Below are 26068 nucleotides of genomic sequence, written 5' to 3' on the forward strand. Positions count from 1 at the left end.
CGAATGAATTCGCGGCGGCGGCTCCCTCCGCCGCCGCGAACCCTCTAGCTTTGCACCCTTATGGCCACTCGTACTCAGCCCACCACCGAGGCGCCGACTCCGGCTGCCTGGTCCATCGAATCGGCGCGCGCTCTCTACAACGTAGAGGGCTGGGGCGCCGGCTACTTCGACATCAACGAGCGCGGACGCGTCATCGTCCGTCCGAATCCGGACCGGCCGGATCTCACCGCCGATCTGCGCGACCTCGCGCATGATCTCGAGGGCCAGGGCATCGCCTTGCCGGTGTTGCTGCGATTCTCTGATATCCTGAAGTCGCGCATCGAAACGCTGAGCGAGCGATTCGACGGCGCGATGAAGGAGTTCGAGTACTCGGGTGGCTACACCACCGTGTATCCGATCAAGGTCAATCAGCAGCGCCACGTGGTCGAGGAGATCGTCAAATTCGGGAAGACGCATGGCGTCGGTCTCGAATGCGGCTCCAAGCCCGAACTGCAGGCCGTGCTTGGCCTATCGGAGAGCACTGAGCATCTCATCGTCTGTAACGGGTACAAGGATCACGAGTTCATGCGACTGGCCCTCATGGGACAGAAGCTTGGGCACAAGGTGTTCATCGTGCTCGAGCAGGTCAGTGAACTCGATGTGTTGCTGGAGGTGGCCGAAGAACTCGGCGTCACGCCCACCTGTGGCGTGCGCATCAAGCTGGCCAGCGAAGGCGCCGGCCGTTGGGCCCAGAGCGGTGGCGAAAAGAGCAAGTTCGGACTCAGCTCGGCCGAACTGATCAAGCTGATCGACAAGCTGCAGGCCCTCGGCAAGCTCGACATCTTGAAGCTGATTCACTTCCATCTCGGCAGTCAGATCACCGACATCCGCTTCATCAAGTCGGGACTGCAGGAAGTGGCGCGCTTCTATCTCGAGCTGCGGGCCATCGGCGTGGACATCACGCATGTCGACGTCGGCGGCGGACTCGGCATCGACTACGACGGGACCAACTCCACGAACAACGCGAGCGTCAACTACTCACTGCAGGAGTACGCCAACGACGTGATCTACACGATCGCTGAGGCCTGCCGTGATGCCGAACTGCCGATGCCGCATATCATCAGCGAGTCGGGCCGTGCGCTGACCGCGCACCATGCGCTGTTGCTGGTGAAGGTCATCGACGTCGAGTCGCAGGCCGAGCAGCCGATCCCGGTGCTCGACGACGAAGAACATTCGTTGCTGCATGAGATGTACGAAGACTGGCGCACCCTCACCGAACGTGGCGCCAAGCCACGCAAGGTGCTTGAAGTGTTCCACGACGCGTCCTTCGACAAGGATCGTGCCCGCAACTACTTCAACAGCGGCGTGCTGAATCTGCGTGGACTGGCCAAGGCCGAAGTCCTGTGGCTCGGTACCATGAACGCGATCTATCGCATCGCCAAGGCCGACCAGGACACGTACGCGGATATCCTTCCGGAACTCGAGTCGGCGCTCGTTGACCGCTACTTCTGCAATTTCTCGCTATTCCAGTCGTTGCCCGACAGCTGGGCCATCGATCAGCTCTTCCCGATCATGCCGATTCACCGGCTCGACGAGGAGCCCGTGCGGCGCGGGACGCTGCAGGACGTGACGTGCGACTCCGACGGCAAGATCGACCGCTTTGTGGGCGACAAGAAGGGTCGTCCCAGCCTCGAGCTCCACGAGTTCCGCGACGGCGAGGACTACATCCTCGGCATTTTCCTGACCGGCGCGTATCAGGAGATCCTCGGCGATCTGCACAACCTCTTCGGCGATACCAACGCCGTGCACGTGCGCCTGAACGATCAGGGCGCCTACGAGATCACCGACCTGGTGGAAGGCGATACGGTCACCGAGGTGCTGAACTACGTGCAGTTCGGGGCGTCGCAACTTCTCGCCACGTTCCGTCGTAAGGTGAATTCCGCGACATCCCTGACGCGCGAGGAGGCCAATGCCTTCATCGCGGATTACGTCGCTGGGCTTGAGGGATACACCTATCTCGAAGGAGAGGCCGCTCGATGAACGACGTTTCGGCTGCAACATCCAAGGGCAGTGTGTTCGAGGACGTGCTGGAAGTGCTGTGGGCGCCCGCCAAAGTGTTCGATCGCTCGCGAGCGAAGGGAGTCGGGATGTACATCCTGGTGCTCACGGCCGTCACGCTGGTCATTGTGCTCGCCACCAAGGGACTGATTCAGCCGTACGTCGACGCGAACTTCGATGTGCAGATGCAGCAGATGGCCGCTCGTGGGAAGCCGATGCCGCCCGAAGCGGTAGCGGCTGCACAGAAGTTTGCCGGCTATGGGTTCATCGCGACGGGTGTGCTGCTCATACCGCTCGGCGCGGTGCTCACTGGCCTGCTGGTGTGGATCGGTGGTAAGATCGCGTCGGCTAGGTTCTCGTACGGTCAGGCCATGCTGATTGCGACGCTGGCGTCGGTGCCGCGCGTGCTCAGCTTCATCGCCACGGCAGTGCAGGGCGCCATCACCGATCCCCAGTCGATTCGTTCGTTCTCCGACGCCGCATTGGGTGCCGCCCGTTTTGTCGATCCGGTCAGCACCTCGCCGGCGCTGATGGCCATGCTGGCGAACCTTGACGTGTTCAACATCTGGCAGCTGGTGATCATTGCCGTCGGTATTAGCGTGATCGGTCGCGTTGAACGGAGTGCTGGCTTCGTCGGGGCGCTCGTCGCCTGGGGACTTGGCGTGGCCTTGACGGTCATTCCGGCATTGCTCGCGTAGTCTTCGCAGCCGGCCTTCGGGCATCGTTTTTCACCTCCCTCCGCTCTACATGAACTTCGACGCCAAGCGCCTCTTGCTTGCGGGCCTCGCGCTCGTGGCCATTTATCACGTGGTCACCCTCGTGCGAGGCTTGCCGAAGCTCGGCTCCGTGCGTCCGACCGCCGGGTTCATCCTCACCGGCGTGTTCACCGATTTTCTCGACACCCTTGGCATCGGATCGTTCGCGACCACCACGACGATCTATCGCGCCACCAAGTGGGTGAAGGATGCGTTGATTCCGGGTACGCTGAACGCGGGGCACACGCTCGCCACGCTGGCGCAGGCGTTCGTCTACACGCAGGTGGTCGAGGTCGAACCGATCACGTTGGTGGGCATGATCATCGCCGCCGTGTTCGGCTCGTGGGTTGGTGCTGGACTCGTCGCCAAGTGGCCCACCCAGCGCATTCAGTTGGGCATGGGACTGTGCCTGGCCGCCGCTGCGGCGCTCACCTTCGCTCAGGCAGCGGGGGCGATCCCGGGCGGCGGTGACGCGATCGGCGTCACCGGCGTGAAGCTCGGCATTGCGCTGTTCGGCAACTTCGTGCTTGGCGTGCTCATGACCATCGGTATCGGCCTCTACGGACCGTGCCTGTTGCTCGTCAGCGCGCTCGGCATGAGTCCGACGGCTGCCTTCCCGATCATGATGGGTTCGTGCGCGTTCCTGATGCCCTTTGCCAGCGCGCGGTTCATCCGCTTGGGCAAGGTTGACCCGAAAGCGGTCGTCGGGAACATCATTGGTGGAGTTCCCGCCGTGCTGGTCGCGGCCTACATCGTGAAGTCGCTGCCGCTCACCGCCATGCGATGGTTGGTCGCCGTCGTGGTCGCCTACACCGCCGTCACGTTGATCATGAGCGCCCGCCGCAACACAGCGGCGGACGCGGTCACGACCTGATCAGCCCAGACGCTTCGAGACTTCGGCCCAGTTCACCACATTCCAGTAAGCCGCGAGATAATCGGCGCGACGGTTCTGGTACTTCAGGTAGTACGCATGCTCCCACACGTCGCAGCCCAGCAGCGCGTGCTTGCCTTCCATGAGCGGGTTGTCCTGGTTCGGCGTGCTCATGATCGAGAGTGCGCCGTTCGTGGACACCAGCCACGCCCAGCCCGAGCCAAAGCGGCCAATGCCGGCGGCCTGAAACTGCTCCTTGAACGTCGCGAATGAACCGAAGGCTTTCGTGATGGCCTCGGCCAGCGCGCCCGTGGGCTCCCCACCGGCATTCGGCGCCATCGTCTGCCAGAACAGCGAGTGATTCCAGTGGCCGCCACCGTTGTTGCGCACCGCGGTGCGAACGGTCTCAGGCACTTCGTTGATCTTGCTACACAGCTCGTCGATCGACCACGACGCCAGCTCAGGCGCCTTTTCGATCGCGGCATTCAGGTTGGTGACGTACGCCTGATGATGCTTGCCATGATGAATGTTCATGGTCTGCGCATCGATGTGCGGCTCGAGCGCCTCGGGCGCGTAGGGAAGCGGCGGAAGAACGTGGGCCATGACAACGACTCCTTCAGTGTGACGTGAGGACGAATGGACTGCGAACGTTTACGACGCGGTAGTTCTGGCCAATCACCCTCAGGCGTTCGCCTTTTCCCCGCGATTGCGCCACCAGGCAATGATGCCAGGCAAGATCGACAAGAACACCACGACCAGAATCACCTTCTCTACGTGCTGTGCCACCCCAGGCACCGTCTTGGCCAGTACGTAGCCCGTGATGAGCATGCTCCAGATCCACAGCACGCCTCCGACCACGTTGTACGCAAGAAACGACGCGTACCGCATCTGGCCGACGCCGGCGACCACCGGCGCGAACGTCCGCACGATCGGCATGAAGCGCGCGATGATGATCGTCTTGCCGCCGTGCTTCTCGTAGAACGCCTGCGCCTTGAGTAGGTGGCTCTTGTTGAAAAAGAGCGAATTCTCGCGGGTAAAGATACGCGGTCCCGTGGCCTTGCCCACGTGATAGCCCACGGTGTCACCCACGATCGCGGCCACGGTCAGGATCAACCCCAGCAGCCACACATTCAGCCCGAAGGCCGGGTCCGCCGCGAGCAGGCCGGCGGTGACCAGTAGGGAATCTCCCGGCAGAAAAAAGCCGACCAACAGCCCCGTCTCCGCGAAGATGATGATCGTCAGTCCAACGTACCCGGCCCACTGCACCAATGCAGGGAGGTCACGGAGCCTATGGTAGAACTCGGTCAGAAGATCCAAGCAGATATCCGGATACAGACGAGAACGAAAACGGAGTAAGTCATTCGGAAGCCGAAAGGTCGATGGCGGTGCCCCTGCGGTCAACCGTTACGCGACGTAGCTTCCCGCCGTGCACTCCATATCCGTCGAGCGGCCGAACGTGTCCCCGATCCACCTGTCAGTGGTGTCCCACACCCATTGGGACCGGGAGTGGTACCATACGGCGGCGCGTTTCCGTCAGCGTCTCGTGGCGCTGCTCGATGCCGTACTCGGGCGCCAGCACACCGGCGAGACGTTTCTGCTCGACGGGCAGGCCATTACGCTGCTGGACTATCTGGCGGTGCGCCCCGAGCGGGAAGCTGAGATCGGCGCGCGTTTGCAGGCTGGCACGCTCGAGGCGGGGCCATGGTACGTGCTGGCCGACAACCTGATCCCGTCCGGAGAGGCGATCCTCCGTAATCTCGAAGCGGGGCACCGCGTCATGCGTGGGCTCGGAGCGGCGCCGCCACCCGTTCTCTACTGCCCCGACACGTTCGGGCACCCGGCTGCACTGCCGAGTATCGCGGCCGGCTATGGGTTCGGCACGGCCATCGTCTGGCGCGGTGCCGGCGGCGCGGCGCATCCCGCCTCCGACGCCTTTCGCTGGCACGCCGCCGACGGCGCGTCGGTCGCGACGCATCATCTGCCGCCCGATGGCTACGAGTACGGCAGTGCGCTCCCGGTCGAGGCCGATGCCGCCGCAGCGCGTTGGCAACGCATGTACTCCGTCCTCACGGCGCGCAATCGCACCGGCGTGCTGCTGCTCCTGAACGGCGCCGATCATCACGCGCTGCAGCCCGATATCATCGACGCCGTGGCTGCCCTCCGCGACGCGGCCGTAGCAGACGCCGTCGTGCAGCGGGCGTCACTGACGGCGTTCGCCGACCGCTTCGTCGCCGCGTGCCGCGACGTCGCGCTGCCCGTGGTGCAGGGTGAACTGCGCGATTCCTACGGCTACACCTGGACGCTGGGAGGAACGCTCGGCACACGCGCCCAGCAGAAGCGCCGCAACGCGCTTCTGGAGCGTGCATTGCTTCGGGACGTCGAGCCGTGGCTGGCCTTGTCGTGGTTGCATCACGCGACGGCCCGTGCGCGCGGGATTGCGTCCGATGGCACGGTGACACTCGCGCAACTACCCGCGCTGCTGAACATCGCGTGGCAGGAACTGCTGGAAACGCATCCGCACGACACGCTCTGCGGCTGCTCGATCGACCACGTGGCCCGCGCGATGGATGCACGACAGGAGAGTGTACAGTCTCAGGCGTGGGAGCTGCGCCGCGCCGCGCTCAACCTCGCGTTGCCGCACGACGTGGTGACAGCGCGGTTGCGACCCATCAGTCTCGATACGCCGCAGGCGCTCGTCGTGCGCAACCGCGCGGCGACGGCACGCGGTGGAATCGCGGAGCTTCGTCTCATCGAAACGCTCGCCGACGTCGCAGTCGGTCCGGGTAGCACTCTTGCGGCGCCGGTCGATGCGCGGAGTGATGCACCGCCCCCGCAGGTGTCAGGCGTGTTGGTACAGCCGCTGGACGCACGCGTGGGGCATCAACGACGCGAGAGTCCGCAGCACTATCCCGACAACGATTTGGTGCGCGTGCACCGCGTCGTGGCGTGGGTACCCGAAGTGCCCGCCCTCGGCCTTCGCGTCTTCGCGTCGGCACCGGGCGACGAGGCTGACACCGATCTCCCCAACACGGTGCCCGCTGTTCGTATCGTCGAATCGGCGACGGCCGTCATGCTCGACAACGAGCGCCTTCGCGTCACGGTCTGCGATGGGCGCGTCGATATCGAGCAAGGCGCACGTCGTCTCGAGAGCGCGCTGTCGATCGAGAGCTTCGCAGATCTCGGGGACAGTTACACGCCGTCATTGCGCGGTGAGCCGGAGCGCTTGACCTGCGTGGAGACTGTCGTGCGACATCGCGGTCCGCTACGCGCTGCGGTGCGGCTCACGTGGGAGTCCGTCGATCGCGACATTCGTGTTCAGACGACGCTCATACTCGACGCGGCCGCCGATCTGCTTCGCTGCGATGTGAGCGGAATGAATCGTCGGCGCAATCACCGGCTACAGCTGAAGTGGCGCACTGGCTTTTCGGACCCCGTTACGGTAGCCGACGCCGCGTTCGGTCCCGTTGAACGCCACGTGGCGCGCGCACCGGTCGACTCGCGTGAGGCGGTGGTGCCGACCATGCCGATGCACCGCTGGGTCACACAAGCACAGCTCGGCGATTGCGTGACGCTCTTCGCCGACGGCCTCGCCGAGGCGGAGTCATCGCCCGGCGCGCTGTCGATCACGCTGCTGCGTGCCATCGGCGAACTCTCCCGCGCTGCTCTCCCCGAACGTCCCGGTCACGCCGGATGGCCGTCGCCTACGCCGGACGCACAGAGTCTCGGTCGCTTCCGGGCGCGCGTGGGTTGCATGCTGCATGCCGATGATGCCGATCGACTCGGGATGGTCAGTCGCGCCGCCGACGCGCTGCTTGTCCCGCTCTGCGGTGAGACATGGCGCGATCTCGATCCAGCATCGACGACGACGCAGATCGCCGGGCCGCAGTTGCACGGCGCTGCGCTCGAGGCGTCCGCCGTCACGCTCGCGCAGCGCGGCGACGGCATCATCCTGCGTGCCGTTAACCTCTCAGCTGCGGTGGTGCAGGGGCACTGGCAGCTTCCTCACGATGGACCGTGGATGGTGACCCGTTGTCGACTCGATGAAACGCCGCTGGATTCACCCGTGCGGCGGGATGCTCGCGTCGCCTTCACGGCTGGGCCACGCGAGATCGTCACGTTGCACCTCACGGTCGCGCGGCTAGCGTAAGTTGCCTCGTGCGCCGCGGTCGCCGAGGGCATCACCCACGACCGTACACGCCACCACCGTAGCTACCAGCGCCACGCCCGGCACCAGGGCGATCCAAGGTGCGACGAGGAGCCACTCCCGTCCGCCCGCGATCATGTTGCCCCAGCTCGACGCCGGTGGCTGGATCCCCAGTCCAAGAAACGACAGGCCGCTTTCGAGCAAGATGGCGTTGCCAACGCCGAGGGTGATCGCCACCAGCGCGCTGCTCAACGCGTTCGGCAGCACGTGGCGTCGCAGCACGCGCCAGGATGGTACACCGAGCGCCTGCGCCCCCTCGACGAAAGCGAGGACGCGAACGCCTTGTACATCTGCCCGCACCAGTCGCATCACCGACATCCATCCGGTAAGTCCAAGTACGGAAATCACGACGCCGAGTCCCGGCCCCCACAGCGACGCGATCACCAGCAGCAGCACCAAGCGGGGGATCGCCAGCAACGCGTCACCGAGCGCGACGATCGCCCGATCGACGATCCCGCCGCGCCACCCCGCAATCGCGCCGAGCAGGATACCCAGTGCGCCGCTGAGGGCCGAGCCGGCGACGCCAACGCCCAGTGAGATGCGCGCGCCCGTCCAGAGACGCACCACGAGGTCGCGGCCGAACGCATCGGTACCCAGGAAATGCCACACGCCGTGGCCATCCCGCGAAAACGGCGCAACCAGACGCGTCGCCAGCACGTCGCCGATGTCGCGTGCGCCATCAGACGCAAACGCCGGCACCAGCACCGCCGCGATCGTCATGGTGACCAGCACGCCCGCGGCCCAACGCGGCGCGGCCTCGCGCCGGATGCGGTTGGTCGTCACGTCGTACGCCGCCGCGGATCGAGCCGCAAAAGGATCAGGTCGGCCAGCAGATTGGCCGACACGACGCCGCCGGCGTACACCAGCGTGAGACCGAGCACGACGGGATAGTCACGCGCCGCGATCGCGGACAGCATGGCGCGCCCCAGACCGGGCCACGCGAAGACCTGCTCCACGAACACCGAGCCGGCGATCACGCCGGGCAGCGTCAGTCCGAAGAGCACCACCAACGGCGTCAGCGCGTTGCGCAATATGTGCGCGCGCTCCACCTCACCTCGGGTCAGCCCGCGCGCGTAGGCGGCTTGCACGTGCGGGGCGCCAGCGGCCTCCAACAAGGCGCGGCGTGCGAAACGCGACACGCCGGCCGCGCCAGGCAACGACAGCACGAGCAGCGGAAGCACGGCGTGCCGCCAGCGGTCTGCCCAGCCGAAGGCCGCCGGATCCGCCGCCGGGTCTTGCATGCCGAACGCCGGCAATCGCATCGACGCCGGAAGTCCAAGCCACACCACGCCCGACGTGAACAGCGTCACCATCGCGAGCGCCAGCCAGAAACTCGGCGCGGCATAAATCGTGGTCATGAGGGCCGTGATCACGCGGTCCGCCCGTTGCGACGTGCGCAACGCCTGCAGCATGCCCAGCATCGTGCCGAGTACGAAGCTGGCCAGGAGCGACACGCCACCGAGGAAGAGCGACACCGGCAGCGCGTCGGCAATGACGCGCGTGACCGGTTCCGCTCGGACGAGACTCTCACCAAGCTCCCCGCGCAGCACGCCACCGATCCACCGCGCATATTGCAACGCCAGTGGGGCATCGAGCCCCAGTGCGGTCCGCTGTCGGGCCGCCTCTTCGGCGGACGCCGTCGGGGAGATCAACAACGTCGCCGGATCACCCGGTGCCAGATGGATCAGCGCGAAGGTGATGGTGGAGACGAGCCAGAGCAGCAGGAACGCGTCGAGCACGCGTGTTGAGAGACGATGCACGTGAGGATGATGCCTCGTGGCGCGAGGACGTCAACCCGCGCGCGGCCTTGGATTGTGGCCGGCATCGCCGCGCTGTCGATGCTGGGCGCCGTGGGGTGTGGTCGCCCTGCTCGACCCGCCGGCACGATTGTAATGGCGTCCGGAGCTGACCTCGAGTCGGGAAATCCTTTGGTCACGGTGCACCCGCTCTCACGGCAGCTGCAGCGTCACGCGCTCTTCGTGACCCTGGTGAAGCTCGATAGCGCCCTACAACCCGAGCCCTATCTCGCACGCGCGTGGCAGTGGGATCCCTCCCGTCGCGCCGTCACGTTCAGGCTTTTCGTCGGCCTGAAGTGGCATGACGGCACGCCGACGACCGCCGCCGACGTTGCCTTCACCATGGCGGCCGCACGCGACACCATGTTGGGCTCTCCGCGTGCGGGAGATGTCGCCGTGATGGATAGCGTGCTGGCGCTGAATGACAGCACCGTGCGCATCGTGTTTCGTGACCCGCGCGCCGCCCTGCCCACCGTGCTCGCGGAATTGCCCATCGTGCCGCGGCATCTGCTCGACAGCGTGCCGCGGGCCCGCTGGCGCGCGCACCCCTATTCGACGGCGCCGGTGGGCAACGGCCCCTTCCGCTTCGTGTCCCGCACCGCCGGTCGCCAGTGGCGCTTCGCGCGCAACGCGGAGTTTCCGGCCGCACTTGGCGGCCCGCCGCACACGCCGCACATCGTCGTCGCGGTCGTCGACGAAGCGGCCACGAAATTCGCCGGCCTCGTGAGCGGCGAACTCGATGTGGCTGGCGTGTCACCGACCATGGCCCATCTCGTGGAGCGCGATCCGTCGCTGCTGCTGATGACGCCACCATCGCTCTTCTCCACAGTCCTGGCCTTCAACACCACGCGCGCGCCGTTTGATGATGCCCGGGTGCGGCGCGCCCTGAGTCTCTCCATCGATCGTGTGCGTCTTGTGCGTGCCGCCGTCGCGGGCTTTGCCACGCCCGCCGCCGGCGCGATTCCGCCCGGCTTGCCCTACTCGACCGCGGGAGCTCCGGCGCTCGATACAATACAGGCTGATTCGTTGCTCGATGCCGCCGGCTGGACGCGCGTTCGCGCTGGCGCTGCACGAACGCGCCGTGGTACGGCGCTCGAAGTCACGCTGCTCACCGTCGGAGGCGGCGACATGGCGGTCGAGCAGCTCGTGCAGGCTGACCTCGCCGCGCGTGGCGTCGCGCTCACGCTGCGCGTGATGGAACTCTCCTCGTTCCTCGCGACCGTCCGCGCGCCGGTCAAGCACTTCGATGTGGTGCTCACCGGTATTCCCGGTGACATCGCCCTCGGTCACGTATCGGCGATGTTCGCCACGGCGCAGCGTGGTGGTGCCCTCGATTACACCGGCCTGCACACCGCCCTGCTCGACAGCAAGCTTGCCGCCGCACGCGGTGCCACTCCCGCCGCGGCGGCCGCCGCCTGGCAGGCCGTAGCGGCGGAACTCGATGCAACCATGCCGGTCGCGTGGCTGTTCCACGCCCGTGGAGTGCAGGGGCGTTCGCGAAGACTCAAGGGAGTGACAATGGACCTGCGTGGGGAGCTGGTGTCCGTCGCGCGGTGGACGCGTGAGGATACGCCGTGAAGCGACTGCGATTGCTCCCGCTCGATCTCGACGCCCGACGGCTCGTGACCGCCGAAGGGTCATCGCTTGCCCCCACCCTCAGCGGCCTCGCGCGGGAGCTCGAGCCGCTCATGCAGCGCGAACTACCGATCCCTCGGCGGAAAGCCCGGCTCACACGCGTCGGTGGGCGGTGCCCAGTCCACGGCGGGCTCCTCGAGTTCGATCCGTGGGTGCCACTCGCGCATTATTGCGAGCGATGCGCACACGCCTACACCGGCGTCGAGCACCACGACTGGTGGGCGATGGGGGCGCAGCTCTATACCGCCGAACGCGCGGTGCATGCCGCCACGCTGTACGCCCTGCGTGGCGACCTCCGTCACGCCGAGCTCGCCGTACGCATCCTCGCGGAGTTTGCCGATCGCTACGAGGAGTGGCCGAATCGCGACAATGTGCTCGGACCCACGCGCCCCTTCTTCAGCACGTACCTCGAGTCGATCTGGCTGTTGAATCTCTGTCACGCCCTCGACCTGCTCGATGTGTCGCTGGCACCGGGAGCCGATCGCGTCGGTGCGCAACTGCGAGACCGCGTGATCGCGCCGAGTGCCTCGCTCATCGCCTCGTATCACGAGGGCACCTCCAACCGGCAAGTGTGGAATGAAGTCGCCGTGTTGTCAGCTTTCCGCGTGCTCGACGACCAGCGCGCCTTCCAACGTCGCCTCGACGCCGACCAAGGACTGCTCACGTTGGTGGAGCGGGGACTGCTGGCCGACGGCACCTGGTACGAGGGGGAGAACTACCACCTCTTTGCGCATCGTGGACTCTGGTACGGCATGCAGCTGCTCACCGCCGCCGGGTTATCACTTCCCCCGTCGCTTGGCGATCGCTACGCCGCCGGCTTCATCACGCCCTTTCTCGGGCTGCTTCCCGACGAAACACTCCCGTCGCGTCGCGACTCGCAGTACGCCGTGTCCATTCGCCAGTGGCGATTCGCCGAGTGGTGCGAACTCGGCTTCGCTCATCGCGCCGATTCTCGACTCGCCGGACTGCTGTCGCGCCTCTATGACGGTTCGATCGCCCGACATTCCTCCGCGCGTGCGCGTTCCACCGCCGACGCCGAACGCAACGAAGCCCCGTCGTCGCTCTCGCGCGCGGATCTGTCCTGGCGTTCGGTCCTGATGGCGTCGGCGCAGCCGGTGGATGCCGGGCGCTGGGCGCCTGCCAGCACAGTACTGCCGTCACAAGGACTCGCCGTGCTACGGCGCGAACAGGGAAGCGTGTATGTCGCACTCGAGGGCGGTCACTCCGGCAGCGGACACGGACATCCCGATCGATTGGGCGTGTCGCTGCAGACGGGTGACGAGCGATGGTTGCAGGATCCAGGCACCGGCAGCTACGTCGAGCGCACACTCCATTGGTATCGCAGCACGCTGGCGCATCATGCGCCGCTCGTGAACGGCGCATCGCAGCCGACTGCAGCGGCGACCCTGCTGGCGTTCGAAGAGCGCGGTGGCATGGGCTGGATGCGGAAACGCGCCATGATCGGGCATGACATACACGCGACGCGTACCGTTGTCGTGTGCGAGGGCTACTGCATCGACGTCCTCGACTGGGAGCCTGACGCGAGCGCGAATGCGGCCACCGACGACATCACGATCACACTGTCGCTGTGCGGTGACGCGAGCGCTGTCACACCAGACGGGTTTGCGCCCGCGACGCGCCCCGGAGCGGGCCGACTCGAAGACGGTTTCGATTTCCTCCAGCAGGTGGAGTCGGTCGAAGTCGACGGAACGGCGATGATCGACGCGGTGGCGATCAACGCCAGGGGTGTGCCCAGCCAACGCGCTCGCGCGCGGCTGGTACTCGCAGCGAACGTGCCGGCCACGCTCATCAAAGCGCGTGTGCCAGGTGCCCCGGGTTGCCGGGAGACCATGCGGCACGTGCTTGAGCTCCAAGGCGCAGCGGGTCGACTGGTTTCGGTGTGGTATTGGCAGCCGTCGGACGCGTTGCCCGCGGTCGAGCGAGTCGTACTCAACGCGATGGATGTCGATGCGCCACTCGCTCGCGTGACCAGCGCCGATGGCACCACCGCCGTGCACGGACCGGCGCCGCATGGCTGGCATATCGAGCTGCTGGCACGCCATGCGCGGAGCAGTGTCGACCTCGAAGGGCTTATTGACATGCCGACGGCAACAGCGGACGCGGAGCCCGATCCCGCCGCATCGAGAGCTGCCGCTCGTGCGCTGCCCCTTCGGGAGGTGCTCGCCGAATCCGACTATCTGCGCACCGAACAGGACTGGCGAGAGAGCGGTAGCCCCACGGCGACGGTGGCGGTCGAGGCCGATGGGCCGCGCGTGGTCGTCGACGTCGTGGCGTACACCGGTGTCGTCGTGCCCCCCGACGGCGCCGACAATCCGCTCGACAACGAGCGGGCGCAGGTGAACGCCGATGGCGTGCAGTGGTACTGGGGCGCCTCGAATGGCGGGTGGGCCCAGGCCGCGCTCTGCACGCCGTCCGACGACATGGTGCTGATGACGCGTCTGCTCCCCGGCAGTTGGCCACTTCCTGAGGCGACCTGGATGGCGCTTCCCGACGACGGAGGATGGCGCGCGCGCTTCGAGTGGCGTCTCGCCGATCTTCCCGTAGCGCCCGACGGCACCATCACGTTTGGTCTGGTGGTAAACGAGCGTCCGCCCGAACGTGTCCGCCGACGTGGTCAGCTCGTGCTCAACGGGAATCGTGCCGATCCACCATCCGCCGCCGCGTACGCGTATCTGCGCGGCGATCGGCAGTCCCCGTCGCACGCCCTGCGCCTGCGGCTCCGTCCTGAACGCGGGCCTCAACTCTCCGGCCCCTGAGCCGCTATCTTCGACCAAGCGGGACAGGTCGTCTCGCAAGTTTCCGTCACCTCCGCACCGGGGGCGACGGTCCTCGAATTCCCGTCGGATGTCCGAATCTGTAATGACCGCCGTCACGGTGGTCCTGTACGAATCGCAGGATCCTATCAACATCGGCGCCGTGGTGCGTGCGATGAAGAACATGGGCGCGGTGGATCTGCGCCTGATCCGTCCGTGCCCCTACGACCTCAATCGTATCGAGCAGATCGCGCACGATACGCGCGATGTCGTGGCCCGAATCCGTCACTTCGATACCATCGACGACGCACTCGCCGATTGCCGCTATGTGGTCGCCTACTCGGGACGGCGTCGCGCCGCCAAGTGGGCGCGACACACACCGCGCACCGCCGCCGTGGACCTGCTCGCGCATGCGCAACACGGCCGCGTCGCCATCATGTTCGGTCGCGAAGATCATGGGCTTCCCAACGACGCCCTCGATCGGGCACACGCCGTCGCGACGATCCCGACCACGGAGCACTTCTCCCTCAACGTCGCGCAGGCCTGTCTCCTCGCGCTGTACGAGTGTCATCTGCTCGCCGGCGACGCCACGAAGAAGCTCGCCGGTCCGAAGCACGCCAAGGGCGCGCCGACGATGGCGGAGTTCGAACTCACGTTTCGCGACGCCGAGAAGGCGCTCGACGCGCTGTCGTACTTCAAGACGCGCAGTCCCGAGCTGATCATGCGCGCGATGCGCGCGCTGCTGTTTCGGGCCGAACCGGACGCCCGCGAGCTGTTGCTCGTACGCACAGCCAGCATCGAAGTGTTGCGCACGGTAGAGCGCGAGTCACGGCTCGCCGTCGAGCGCGCCCTCGCCAATCGTGACGTTGCTCGGCAAGCCGCGGAACGGTTCGACCCGCCACCGGCTGACGCACAGCACGAGGCTGGGACCGAGCCGTGAACCGGGGCATTCCCTTCGCTGGCGTGCCGGACGACGAGTGGCGTTCACGCGCTGCCGACGTGATCCCTGGAGGGAGTTCGACCGGAAGCCGCCGTCCGGAGGTGCTCTACGGATCACGAGCGTTCGACCCGGCGGTCCCCACGCACTTCGAACGCGCGGAGGGGTGCACGCTGTGGTCGCCCGACGGGCGGCGTTTCATCGACTGCGGTATGGCGCTGGGGGCGGTTGGCATCGGGTACGCCGACCCGTCCGTCACGCGCGCCGTCATCGACGCCGCGTCCAATGGCAACATCTCCGCGCTCCCGCATCGCCTCGAAGTCGAAGTGGCCGAACGGCTCGTGCAGGTCATTCCGTCAGCGGAGCAGGTTCGCTTCCTGCGCACCGGCGCCGAAGCGAATGCCGCCGCCATCCGGCTCGCACGTGCACTGACTGGTCGCGAGCATATTCTCGCCTGTGGCTACTTCGGATGGCTGGACTGGTGCAGCGACGCCGCCGGCGTGCCCGCGTCGGTGCAGCAAGACGTCTCGTGGGTGCCGTTCAACGACATCGACGCCCTCGATCACGCGGCGTCGCAACTCCAGGTGCCACTCGCGGCGATCATCATCGAGCCGCTCGTGCATGACATCGCGCACGTGTCCTGGCTCGAAGCGGCTCGGCGACTCGCCGATCGCACTGGGGCCGTGCTCATCTTCGACGAGGTGAAGACGGCGTTTCGCGTGCGCACCGGCGGCGTCCAGGAGCTCACGGGGGTCACACCCGATCTCACGACGCTCGGCAAGGCGATGGCGAACGGCTATCCATTGGCGGCCGTGGTCGGGCGCGCCGGCGTGATGGAGGTCGCGCAACGCAGCTGGATCTCGTCGACCGCGGCGACTGAGAGCACGGGACTCGCCGCCGCGAAGGCGGTGCTGGAATGGCACGAGCGCATCGACGTGCCCGATCGCATGACGAGCGCCGGCGGCATGCTGTTGCAGATCATCGGTACGGCGCTGGCCGAATCGCCCTGGGTCGGCGTGCGAGCCGACGGCCCGCCGATGATGTGGCGGTTGCTTGCCGACGTGCCCGATCAGCTCGACGCACTCGTGGCGGTGGCCGCTCGCCACGGACTGCTGCTCAAGCGCGGCGCCTACCAATTCGGCGCGGTCGCGCACGATGAGGCGATGCTCTCGCAGGTCGCCGACCTCATGCCGCCCATTATGCAAGCGCTGCTGCCCGGACCACGACGCGTCGAGGACTGAAATGACAACCACGGTGATCGACGTACATGCCCACTTTCACACGCCGTACACGAACCGCGGCGACTGGGCGCGATACAATGCCTCCCGGCTCGGTGCCGGCGATCGCATCGGCGTCGTGTGCCACGTCGCTTCGGTCCTCGGTTCATGGGGGGCTACATCGCCGACGTACTTCGCCTCGCCCGACGACCAGACACGCGCCAACGACTGGATGCTCGATTTTGCCCACGAGCAGTCGCCGCGCGTGAAGGCGTGGGTCGCCGTGAATCCGAACTTCACGGCGCATGCGCTCGCAGAGATCGAGCGCGGCATGGAGCGCGGCGCGATCGGCATCAAACTCGCCGCCGGCCGTCGCGCCGATGATGTGCTGCTCGATGATATCGCGGCCGCGGCCGCGCAGTACGGTGTACCGGTGCTACAACACGTTTGGCAGCATCGGCGACGCGACTGGCCGAATCAGGACGCGTCCGATGGCATCGAGTTGGCGAGGCTCGCGGCACGTCATCCGCGAACAAACTTTTTGTTGGCGCATATCGGCGGGGGCGGCGATTGGGCGCACACCAATCCCGCGGTACGCGATGTCGAGAACATCGTGATGGATCTGTCGGGCAGCGGGATCGATCGTGGCATGATCGACGAGGCCATGCGCTGGGTTGGAGCGCGTCGATTGCTGTGGGCGGCCGACCTGACGTTGTGTACCGGGCTCACGAAGTTGCGCGCGTTGCCGTATACCGGCGCGTCGGAGGATGATGTGGCGGACATGTGCTGGCGAAACGCCGTGCGAATTTTTCCCGAGGGCGTCTTCACCGAGGCGCTGTCACGTGGCGGCGCAACGCCGGGAGCAACCCGATGACGACCGCTTCTCTCCCGGATCTCCGGCCGATCGACGTGACCAGCTGGATCGGCGGGTATCCGTTCCGCGATGTGCCGCATCCGGACCCGGAGGTGCTGGTGCGCGTCCTCGACCGCGAAGGCTTCGCCGGAGCGTGGGTCGGGCATCTGCCCGGTGCGTTCTTCCGCGATCCCGTGCCGTCCAATCGCGCGCTGTACGCTGCCTTGAAGCCGTACGCCGGAGTCTTGCATCCGACACCGATCGTGCGCCCAGATTGGCCCGGATGGACGGCGATGCTGCGTGACGCGGTGAATGCGGGAGCGCCGGCGGTGCGGGTGTATCCGGCCCAGTGGGGTCTCGGGCCGGGTCATCCGGCGATGGCGGAGCTGGCCTTGGCCTGCGGGGAGGCCGGGGTGGCCCTGCACGTCACGGTCCGTTTCGAGGATCTGCGCCAGCGTCATCCGATGGACTCGGCTGGAGACGTCCCGGCGGCGACCCTCCGGGCGATCGCACGGCTGAGCGGATCCCGCTGCCAACTCGTGGTCGCCGGTGCCGGTCGCGACCTCATCGAAGAAACCCACTGGGGGCTTACCCCCGCTGAGCAGCAGCGCGTGTTCTACGACTTCGGATGGGTCTGGGGGCCGCCGGAAGATCACTTCGCGCACGTGGTGGCGACCATCGGCGCCCAGCGACTCGCTTGGAGCAGCTGGTGGCCCTTGCGCCTGACGCAGCAATCACGCGCGCTGATCGACCTGTTGCCGCGTCACGGTCCGTCCCCGCTTTCCGAGGCGATTTTCGCTGATGGCCGCGCAATTTTGGAGGCTGCGCAGCGGGTCGCTCAGTCCAGACTCGAGCCTCAAAACGGCGCGGGAACCACGTTGCGAACAAATCGTTGATGGTGCAAGCGGAAAGTTCCAGCAAACCGTCGCGTTATAGTATGCGAACACTTGCGTACAAATACGGTGACGGGCATACTTCCCGCTTGCAAAAATCGGGTTGACACAGACTTACACGCATGACTACGGCTACGGTTCGTCACCGGAAAATCGGGGCGACACCGCTGTTGGGGTCGTGCGTGACGCGTGTCTTCCGCATCCAACGCCTTCCCGGCCCAAAAGTCGATGACGGTCAAGAAGAAGTGGACGGTGATTCCTGCGTTTCTCGCGCTTGCGGCAGCGGCCACGCTGCTGTCGGCCTACAGCGGCGCGTCGTCGTCGCAGGGCCTGCGCGTCGAACAACCCGTCAAGTTCGTTCATGCGCCGCACGTGGCGAAAGCAGGTATGAACTGCTTGTACTGCCACAGCGCTGCAAACAAGTCGCCCGATCCGGGCAACGCCGCGGTCTCGACGTGCATGGGCTGTCACTTGATCGTGAAGCCACAGGCGCCCGAGATCAAGAAGATCGCCGCGTACTACCAGAAGGGTCAGCCGATCCCCTGGAACCGCGTGCACAAAGTGCCTGACTATGTGCAGTTCCCGCACATGCGTCACGTCAACGCTGGTGTGACCTGCCAAACCTGCCATGGCCAGATCCAGAAGCAGGGTGCTCAGGGACCGGACACCAACTACGTACCCGTGCAGCAGGTGAACTCGCTCAACATGGGCTGGTGCATCAACTGTCACGTGCAGGGCTACAAGCCTGCCGAAGGTGCTCGCCTGGCCGGAATGCCGGTGACGCCCGAGCTGCTCGCAGCGCCGCCCAAGAAGGCGCGCTACGATTGTGCGACCTGCCACTACTGATCGTCATCTGACCCTCGACCACGGGGCCACGGCGCGTAGTGTGCGCGCCGCATGCCCTGTGCAGCCGCCCGGAGCGGAGTGACTGCATGAGCACTGAAGCGGGGACCGGCGTCAAGCGCCGAGAATTCCTCAAGATCCTTGGCGCCACGGGTGCGACGACCGCGGTAGTGGGCTGCTCCTCCGAAAAAGTGGGGAAGCTCATTCCGTACGTTGCGTCACCTGACAACACCGTGCCGGGTGTGTCGCAGTATTACGCGACCACCTGCCGCGAGTGCGCTACTGCCTGCGGTGTGATGGCCGAAGTCCGCGACGGCCGCCCCATCAAGCTGGATGGCAATCCCGACCACCCCATGAGCCGCGGCGCGATCTGCTCCGTCGGTCTCTCGGCGGTGCAGGGGTTGTACAATCCCGATCGCTATCGCACGCCGATGGTTCGCGAAGGCAATGCCCTCAAGGCCACCACGTGGGACAAGGCGTACGAGCTGCTCGCCCAGAAGATCGGCGAGGTCAAGAGCCGTACGCAGGCGTCTAACGTCGTGTTCGTGAACCAGCATGAGTCGGGCACCTTCCCGGGCTTCCTCGATCAGTGGCTCTCGGCGCAGGGCATGCCGACGCATCTGAGCGTCGACTCGGCGGCGCCCATAGCGACGATCGCCTCCAACCAGAAGGCGTATGGCGCCTCCTGGCCGGCCCTCGACTTCAATGCCGCGAAGCTGGTGATCAGTTTCGGCGCCGACTTCCTCGACGGCTGGGGGCACAGCGTGCCGCAGCAGCTCGAGTGGGCCGATGCGCGCGCCAAACTGGAAGGTGCGCCGCGTCTCGTCTATGTCGGCGCCCGCCGCTCGCTCACCGGTTTGAACGCCGACCAGTGGATCGCCGCGAAGCCGGGCAGCGAGATGGACATCTGTGCCGCCCTTACGGGTTCGGCCGCGATGGCGGCCGCGTCCGACGCGTCGGGGGTGCCCGTCGCGACGCTCGAAGCGCTCGCCAAGGCCATCGCCACCGCTGGTAGCGGCGTCATGGCGATCTCCGGCGTCACCACCGCGAATGCCGTTGACTGCGGTGTCATGGTGGCCGAGATCAACAAGAAGGCCGGTGCGGTCGGCGTCACGATCAAGCCGGCCGCCGGCCATGCCGGGTACAACGGCCTCGCCTCGTACGCCGATCTCGCGGGCGCGGTGGCCAAGATGGCTGCTGGGACTGTGCCTCTCGCCTTCGTGCGCGGTGCCAACCCGGCGTACACCATGCCCAAGTCCGCTGGCTTCGCCGCTGCCTTCGCCAAGGTGCCGTTCAAGGTGTCGTTCTCGTCGGTCCCTGACGAAACGGCGCAGCTCTGCGATCTGATTCTGCCCGACAATCACTGGCTCGAGAGCTGGGGCGACGCGGTCACCATGCAAGGCCAGATCGGCTTGCAGCAGCCCACGCTCGAACCGGTGTTCGACACGAAGGCCACCGCCGACGTGCTCATCGCGCTCGCCAAGAAGGATCAGGCGCTGGCCGCCAAGTACACGGCCGCGGATTACCGCGGCTGGTTCATCGGTCAGTTCCCCGGGGGCGCCTCGGCGTTCACCACCGCGCTCACAAAGGCCACCATCAGCGGTTCGCCACTGATCGCCACCGCCACACGCACGCTGACCGCCACCGCTACGCCGGTCGATGCCGGCGCCGGTGACTACTTCGTGCACGTGTTCCCGTCGCCCACGCTGGGCGATGGCCGAGGTGCGAACAAGCCGTGGCTGCAGGAACTCCCCGATCCTGTCACCAAGATCGCGTGGCAGTCGTGGGTTGAAGTGCACCCCACCACGTTCAAGAAGCTCGGTCTGGTGGAAGGACAGCATCTCACCGTCGAAACGTCTGCCGGCAAGATCACCGCGCCGGCCTACCGCTACATGGGTGTGCGTCCTGATACGGTCGCTATCTCGCTCGGCCTCGGCCACACCGCGTACGGTCGTTTCGCGCAAAACGTCGGCGTAAACGCGTACGATCTGGTGAAGAGTGGCTGGGATGCGTCCGGTACCCTCGCGCTCTCGGGCACCAAGGGCAAAGTCACCGTGCTGGCGGAAACGTCGCAGCTGGTCACCACTGAAGGCTCCGCCCGTCAGCACGGCCGTGGCATCGGTCAGGCCATGACTCTGGCGGCCCTTCTGGGTCAGGAAGCCGAAGACGGTGAACACGAGGAGCACGCGATCCCGGGCCTGCCGTCGCAGGACTTCAAGGCCGGGCTCAAGTCGCCGATCGCTGCCGACGCGCAGGGTGAGCTCGCCAACCCGAACGCGAAGGACCTCGGGATGTATGCCCCCGATCACGTGCAGAAGATGGAGAAGCGCCGTTGGGCGATGACCATCGATCTCGCGCGTTGCACCGGTTGCTCGGCGTGCGTGACCGCCTGCTACAGCGAGAACAACATTCCGACGGTCGGCGCGCCCTATCAGGGTCGTGCACTCAGCCCGACGGTGTGGGATGAGCGTCCGGGTGCGAACATCATCAAGGGCCGTGAAATGGCCTGGATTCGCCTCGAGCGTTACTACGAAGGCAACGAGAACACGGAAAACGAGTTCTCGCCCGACTTCGACACGCGCTTCGTACCGATGATGTGTCAGCACTGCGGCAACGCGCCGTGCGAGCCGGTGTGCCCCGTGTACGCCACGTATCACTCGCCCGACGGCCTGAACGTGCAGGTATACAACCGTTGCGTCGGTACCCGCTACTGCAGCAACAACTGCCCGTACAAGGTCCGCTACTTCAATTGGTTCGGCTACGGAGAAGTGAATCGCAAGCAGTACGCTTGGCCGGAACCGATGCACTGGGCCCTCAATCCCGACGTCACCGTGCGTGGCAAGGGCGTCATGGAAAAGTGCACGTTTTGCGTGCAGCGCATCCGTGAGGCCGAGCACCGCGCCAAGGCAGAAGGCCGTGAGGTCAAGCCCGACGAGTTTACGACGGCCTGCTCGCAGGCGTGTCCGTCGCGCGCCATCATCTTCGGCGACGCGGCCGACGAAAACTGGACCGTAGCGAAGCTCGCCTATGACCGTCGCGCCTACCACGTGTTCGAAGAGCTGAATACGTACACCGCCGTGGTCTATCTCAAGAAGGTCAACTATCCGGCGCCGGCTTCCCCGGCGCAGGCCTGAGGGCATCGCACATGGCATCCGTAGGATATCCGGTGCGTGAGGGCATTCGTGGGCCGAACATTCCGTCGGCCGACGTTCAGCTCCCCGCCGTCAAGGATTATGAGCAAGTCGATCGCGATATCATCGCGACGCTTGGCTTTACGAAGAAGTGGTTCATGGGCCTCAGCGTCGCCGTGTTGGCGATGCTGATCGGTGCCTCAGCGTGGATCTATCAGATCTACTGGGGCCTCGGCCAGGCCGGATACGAACCGCCGGTGATGTGGGGTAACTTCATCATCACGTTCGTTTTCTGGGTCGGTATCGGTCACGCCGGTACGCTCATCTCGGCCATTCTGTTCCTCTTCCGCGCCGGCTTCCGAACTTCGATTTACCGCGCCGCTGAAGCGATGACGGTGTTCGCAGTGATGACCGCCGGTCTGTTCCCGATCATTCACATCGGGCGCCCGTGGAAGTTCTTCTGGTTGCTGCCGTATCCGAACTGGCGTCTGTTGTTCCCGAACTTCAAGTCGCCGCTGGTGTGGGACGTCTTTGCCATCTCGACGTACCTCACCATCTCGACCACGTTCCTCTACATCGGTCTGATCCCCGACATCGCGGTGCTCCGCGACAAGGAAACCAACCCGATGCGCAAGCGGATCCTCGCGATCCTCTCGCTTGGCTGGCGGAACAGCGACCGTGAATGGCGTCACTTCGCGAAGGCATATCTCTTCCTCGCCGCCTTCAGCACCCCGCTCGTGCTCTCCGTGCACTCGGTCGTTTCCTTCGACTTTGCCATGGCGCTCACCCCGGGTTGGCACGCCTCGATCTTCCCGCCGTACTTCGTGGCCGGCGCCATCTTCTCCGGTTTCGCGATGGTGTGGACGATCGCGATCCCGATGCGGAAGTGGTTCAAGCTCGAGCACTACATCACGCTCAACCACCTCGACGCCACGGCCAAGGTCGTGCTCTTCACGTCGATGGTCGTCGGGTGTGCCTACATGATCGAGTTCTTCATTGCGTGGTACAGCGGCGTCCGCGCTGAGCAGGAGTTCTTCTGGAACCGCGTGTTCGGTCAGTGGTGGTGGGCGGCGTGGATCATGTTGCTCTGCAACATGTCCCTCCCGATGTCCCTCTGGTCGCAGAAGCTTCGCCGCAACCCGACGTGGTTGTTCGTGCTGTCGCTCTTCATCAACCTCGGCATGTGGTTCGAGCGCTTCGTCATCGTGGTGCCGTCGCTCTCCCATGAGTTCGAACCCTGGCAGTGGGGCAGTTATGCGCCCAGCTGGGTCGACATGGCATTCCTCGTGGGCTCGTTTGGCTGGTTCTTCATGTGGTTCCTGCTGTTCGTGAAGCAGCTGCCCGTGATGGCCATCGCCGAGCTGAAGGAAATCGTCGCGCCGCGCGTCAAGCACGGCAATGGCGGAGGGCATCACTGATGCAAGGTGTCGTCGGAGCATTCCATGAGATCGACACGACGGTTGCGGCCATCGAAGATCTCAAGAAGAAGAAGCTTGGCGAGGTCACAGTCTACTCGCCGACCATTCGCCATGAACTCGAGCACGCGATCGACGCCCCGCAAAGCGTCGTTCGCCGGTTCACCCTGATCGGCGGCCTCCTCGGCGTCAGCTTCGGCTACTGGGTGGCCATCTGGTCGTCTACCTACTGGCCGCTTGTGGTCGGTGGTAAGGCGATCGCCTCGTGGATCCCGTATACCATCATCGGATTCGAAGTGATGGTGCTCGTCGGCGCGCTCTCCACGGTTGCCGGCATGTTCATCAATTCGCGCATCCCGCGCCTTAGCACCACGTCGGGCTACGACACCCGCTTCTCGGGTGGGTACTTCGGCATCTTCATCGCTTGCGACGCCAATAAGGCGGGACAAGCGGAAGAACTGCTGCGCCAGCACGGTGCAGTGGAGGTGCGGCGTGAAGCCTGAGCCTACGTCCTTCATGACTTCTGTCGTCGCGCGTTCGTCGCGCCTCGCGGTCGCCGTCGTGCTCCCCTTTGCGTTCGGGGCGTGCACGTGGTTCACCGACTTCAAGAATCAGCCCCGCATCGAGCCGTGGGAGCCGCTGTCGCAGAACGACGCCGACTCGCTCGTGCCGCCGCGCGGCAACCCGCAGTTCAGCGTGCCCGTGCAGGGAACTGCCGTCGCCGGTTATCAGATCTCGTACGCGCCGCTGCCGCCGGTGATCGACTCGTTCTCGGCTATTCCCAATCCGCATCCCGTCACGGAAGCGTCGTTGGAGAATGGACGGAAGAACTATCAAATCAACTGCTCGGTGTGCCACGGATTGGCGGGCAACGCGAACGGCGGTCTCAAGAAGGTCAATCCGGCATATGGATTTGCGCCGAGCCTGCTCACAGAGTCGGCCCTTGGGCGTACCGACGGCTACATCTATGGCATGCTTCGCAACGGCCGTGGCCTGATGGGCAGCTACAACCGTATCGAAGAGCCGGATCGTTGGGACGTGATCAATTACGTGCGGGCGCTCCAGGGAAAAACGACGATCAAAGCGGATACCACGCTGGTCGGCTACCCTGGTCAGAACGGCACCACCGTGCCAGGACCGTCGCTCACGGCGCCGAACGTCCCCTCGCGGTACCTACACCCCACGCAGCAGCCGACGCCCGGTTCGTCCGGCATCAACTCGGCCACTTACAAGGGCAACAACGATAACGACACCATGCGCAAGCTGCATGGCGCTCCGCACTCGGAAAAAGCTCCTGCGGGTGAGACGTCCAAGGCCGGTACGCCGGCCGCGAGCCAGGAGAAGCACTAGTGAGCCAGCATTACCACTACCCGGCGCGCGCAGAATTCGCGAAGCGTCTGGCCGCCAAGCCGGTACCGGGCGGAATCAAGACGGCCGCGCTGGGCGCGGCCGTGGTCGGCATCGCGGTGTTCGTCTTCGGCCTGTTCAGCAACGCGGATCGCGCGTGGCAGGCGCTGCATTTCAACTGGCTGTTCTTCGCCACGATCTCATCGGCCGGTGCGGCATTCGCTGCTGTGCAGCGTATCGTGACGGCGCGTTGGTCACGTCCGGTCGTGCGCTTCGCGGAAGGCTACGTGGCGTTCCTGCCGGTGGCGTTCGTGATCCTGCTGCTCATTCTCTTCCCGGGACGCGAGCACATCTTCACGTGGGCTGGTCGCGAAACGATTTCGGTCGCAGAGAAGGCGCGCTACCTGCAGCCGGGTTGGTTCGTGCTGCGTGGCATCTTCTTCTTCGGCGCCATGATGGTGCTGCAGTTGCTGTTCGTGTACCACTCCATTCGGATGGACGTCGCCGTCCTACCGGAGTACGGCGCCAAGTGGGCGGCCGGTCTGCGCGCCAAGATGCGCGCCGGATTCGGCGATGAACGCCGTGAGCTGCACACGCAGCACTCGCTGCAGGGCAAGCTCGGCGTCGCGGTGTGCATCTCGTTCGTGGTCGGCTGGTGTTTCATGGCGTGGGACTACTCCATGAGCATCTCGCTGCACTTCCAGCAGACGATGTACGCTTGGATCGTGTTCATGGGCGCGTGGCTCAACATGATCATGTCGCTGTCGCTCCTCGCCATGTGGTGGCGGAAGCACCTGCAGGCGGACGACCTCGTGACCATCGATCACTTCTGGGACCTTGGTAAGCTCGGCTTCGCGTTCACCGCGTTCTTCGGCTACATCAGCTTCAGCCAGTACCTGGTGATCTGGTACGGCAACATGCCCGAAGAAACGCACTTCTATCGCCTGCGTTTGTCGGGCGTGTGGAAGACGGTCACCTTGATGGTGCCGGTGCTGGTCTTCGTGCTGCCGTTCTTCGGCCTCATCTCGAAGGCCGCCAAGGTGTACCTGCCCACGTTCGTGCTCTTCGCGGTGTGCAGCCTCCTCGGCATCTATCTCCATCGCTACATCGAGATCTATCCGTCGATCTACGGTGAGGCCACGAGCCTGCCGTTTGGACTCCAGGAAATCGGCACCACGGTCGGATTCCTCGGTCTGTGGGCGTTCTGCTACTTCTCATTCATGGACGCGTTCCCCGTCATGCGTGTGTTCATGATGACGACGCCGGCCAAGGACGAAGTGCAGGTCCCGGTCGATGCCCGCACCATGGAGCCGCTCCCCGCGCACGAGTAGTCGTCGCGAGGTTGCTTGGGATCACGCAG

20 protein-coding genes are annotated in these 26068 nt (G+C 65.4%); 16 read left to right on the forward strand and 4 right to left on the reverse strand.

Annotated features, from left to right (window positions below; all coding sequences use genetic code 11):
- The first annotated feature begins 60 nt into the window (after positions 1-60).
- From speA to HKW67_RS04130, 3 genes are read left to right on the forward strand one after another with little or no spacing between them, the layout of a single operon-like run.
- The gene (gene speA / locus HKW67_RS04120; RefSeq protein WP_171224185.1) at positions 61-2019 is read left to right on the forward strand and encodes a biosynthetic arginine decarboxylase; all 1959 of its coding nucleotides are present in this window, start codon (positions 61-63) and stop codon (positions 2017-2019) included.
- Positions 2016-2735 (forward strand): YIP1 family protein, encoded by a 720-nt coding sequence (locus HKW67_RS04125; protein WP_171224186.1) that lies wholly within the window; start codon positions 2016-2018, stop codon positions 2733-2735. The genes speA and HKW67_RS04125 overlap by 4 nt, the downstream gene beginning before the upstream one ends.
- A gap of 49 nt (positions 2736-2784) precedes the next feature.
- A complete protein-coding gene (locus HKW67_RS04130) occupies positions 2785-3666 on the forward strand; it encodes a sulfite exporter TauE/SafE family protein (protein ID WP_171224187.1) in 882 nt (293 codons plus the stop codon).
- Here the strand turns inward: HKW67_RS04130 and HKW67_RS04135 are convergent, their stop codons facing one another.
- Both HKW67_RS04135 and HKW67_RS04140 read right to left on the reverse strand, forming a co-directional pair.
- A complete protein-coding gene (locus HKW67_RS04135; RefSeq protein WP_171224188.1) occupies positions 3667-4266 on the reverse strand; it encodes a superoxide dismutase in 600 nt (199 codons plus the stop codon).
- A 78-nt stretch (positions 4267-4344) separates the two neighbouring features.
- Complete coding sequence (locus HKW67_RS04140; protein ID WP_171224189.1) at positions 4345-4980, reverse strand: VTT domain-containing protein; 636 nt, start codon at positions 4978-4980, stop codon at positions 4345-4347.
- 163 nt (positions 4981-5143) lie between these two features.
- Between HKW67_RS04140 and HKW67_RS04145 the strand changes: the two genes are divergently transcribed.
- On the forward strand, positions 5144-7810 hold the full coding sequence (locus HKW67_RS04145) for a glycoside hydrolase family 38 N-terminal domain-containing protein (protein ID WP_171224190.1): 2667 nt from the start codon (positions 5144-5146) through the stop codon (positions 7808-7810).
- Here the strand turns inward: HKW67_RS04145 and HKW67_RS04150 are convergent.
- Together HKW67_RS04150 and HKW67_RS04155 are read right to left on the reverse strand one after the other, a co-directional pair.
- Positions 7802-8650, reverse strand: a complete 849-nt coding sequence (locus tag HKW67_RS04150) for an ABC transporter permease (protein WP_171224191.1) — start codon at positions 8648-8650, stop codon at positions 7802-7804. The two genes, HKW67_RS04145 and HKW67_RS04150, sit on opposite strands and share 9 nt — an antisense overlap.
- Positions 8647-9627, reverse strand: coding sequence for an ABC transporter permease (locus HKW67_RS04155; protein ID WP_171224192.1), 981 nt, complete (start codon positions 9625-9627; stop codon positions 8647-8649). The genes HKW67_RS04150 and HKW67_RS04155 overlap by 4 nt, the downstream gene beginning before the upstream one ends.
- A gap of 132 nt (positions 9628-9759) precedes the next feature.
- On the opposite strand from HKW67_RS04155, the gene HKW67_RS04160 reads away from it, so the two are divergent.
- The 12 genes from HKW67_RS04160 (at position 9760) to HKW67_RS04215 (ending at position 26039) form a co-directional block, all read left to right on the forward strand.
- On the forward strand, positions 9760-11241 hold the full coding sequence (locus HKW67_RS04160) for a peptide ABC transporter substrate-binding protein (RefSeq protein ID WP_171224193.1): 1482 nt from the start codon (positions 9760-9762) through the stop codon (positions 11239-11241).
- The gene (locus HKW67_RS04165; protein ID WP_171224194.1) at positions 11238-14075 is read left to right on the forward strand and encodes a heparinase II/III domain-containing protein; all 2838 of its coding nucleotides are present in this window, start codon (positions 11238-11240) and stop codon (positions 14073-14075) included. The genes HKW67_RS04160 and HKW67_RS04165 overlap by 4 nt, the downstream gene beginning before the upstream one ends.
- Before the next feature lie 88 nt (positions 14076-14163).
- A complete protein-coding gene (locus HKW67_RS04170; protein WP_171224195.1) occupies positions 14164-15012 on the forward strand; it encodes an RNA methyltransferase in 849 nt (282 codons plus the stop codon).
- The gene (locus tag HKW67_RS04175) at positions 15009-16250 is read left to right on the forward strand and encodes an aminotransferase class III-fold pyridoxal phosphate-dependent enzyme (RefSeq protein WP_171224196.1); all 1242 of its coding nucleotides are present in this window, start codon (positions 15009-15011) and stop codon (positions 16248-16250) included. The genes HKW67_RS04170 and HKW67_RS04175 overlap by 4 nt, the downstream gene beginning before the upstream one ends.
- A gap of 1 nt (position 16251) precedes the next feature.
- On the forward strand, positions 16252-17100 hold the full coding sequence (locus HKW67_RS04180) for an amidohydrolase family protein (RefSeq protein ID WP_171224197.1): 849 nt from the start codon (positions 16252-16254) through the stop codon (positions 17098-17100).
- Complete coding sequence (locus HKW67_RS04185) at positions 17097-17975, forward strand: amidohydrolase family protein (protein WP_171224198.1); 879 nt, start codon at positions 17097-17099, stop codon at positions 17973-17975. Before HKW67_RS04180 ends, HKW67_RS04185 begins: the two co-directional genes overlap by 4 nt.
- Before the next feature lie 186 nt (positions 17976-18161).
- A complete protein-coding gene (locus tag HKW67_RS04190; protein WP_171224199.1) occupies positions 18162-18818 on the forward strand; it encodes a cytochrome c3 family protein in 657 nt (218 codons plus the stop codon).
- An 86-nt stretch (positions 18819-18904) separates the two neighbouring features.
- Entirely contained in the window at positions 18905-21949 is a 3045-nt protein-coding gene (locus HKW67_RS04195) for a molybdopterin-dependent oxidoreductase (RefSeq protein ID WP_171224200.1), read from the forward strand.
- A gap of 11 nt (positions 21950-21960) precedes the next feature.
- Positions 21961-23364 carry an NrfD/PsrC family molybdoenzyme membrane anchor subunit gene (nrfD, locus tag HKW67_RS04200; RefSeq protein ID WP_171224201.1) on the forward strand — a complete coding sequence of 468 codons (1404 nt, stop codon included), beginning with the start codon at positions 21961-21963 and terminating at the stop codon, positions 23362-23364.
- A complete protein-coding gene (locus HKW67_RS04205) occupies positions 23364-23864 on the forward strand; it encodes a DUF3341 domain-containing protein (protein WP_171224202.1) in 501 nt (166 codons plus the stop codon). The genes nrfD and HKW67_RS04205 overlap by 1 nt, the downstream gene beginning before the upstream one ends.
- Before the next feature lie 13 nt (positions 23865-23877).
- Positions 23878-24711 (forward strand): c-type cytochrome, encoded by an 834-nt coding sequence (locus HKW67_RS04210; RefSeq protein WP_171224203.1) that lies wholly within the window; start codon positions 23878-23880, stop codon positions 24709-24711.
- The gene (locus tag HKW67_RS04215) at positions 24711-26039 is read left to right on the forward strand and encodes a hypothetical protein (RefSeq protein WP_171224204.1); all 1329 of its coding nucleotides are present in this window, start codon (positions 24711-24713) and stop codon (positions 26037-26039) included. Before HKW67_RS04210 ends, HKW67_RS04215 begins: the two co-directional genes overlap by 1 nt.
- Positions 26040-26068: the final 29 nt, after the last annotated feature.

This window comes from Gemmatimonas groenlandica (assembly GCF_013004105.1).
In the GTDB taxonomy this organism is placed as follows: Bacteria; Gemmatimonadota; Gemmatimonadetes; order Gemmatimonadales; family Gemmatimonadaceae; genus Gemmatimonas; species Gemmatimonas groenlandica.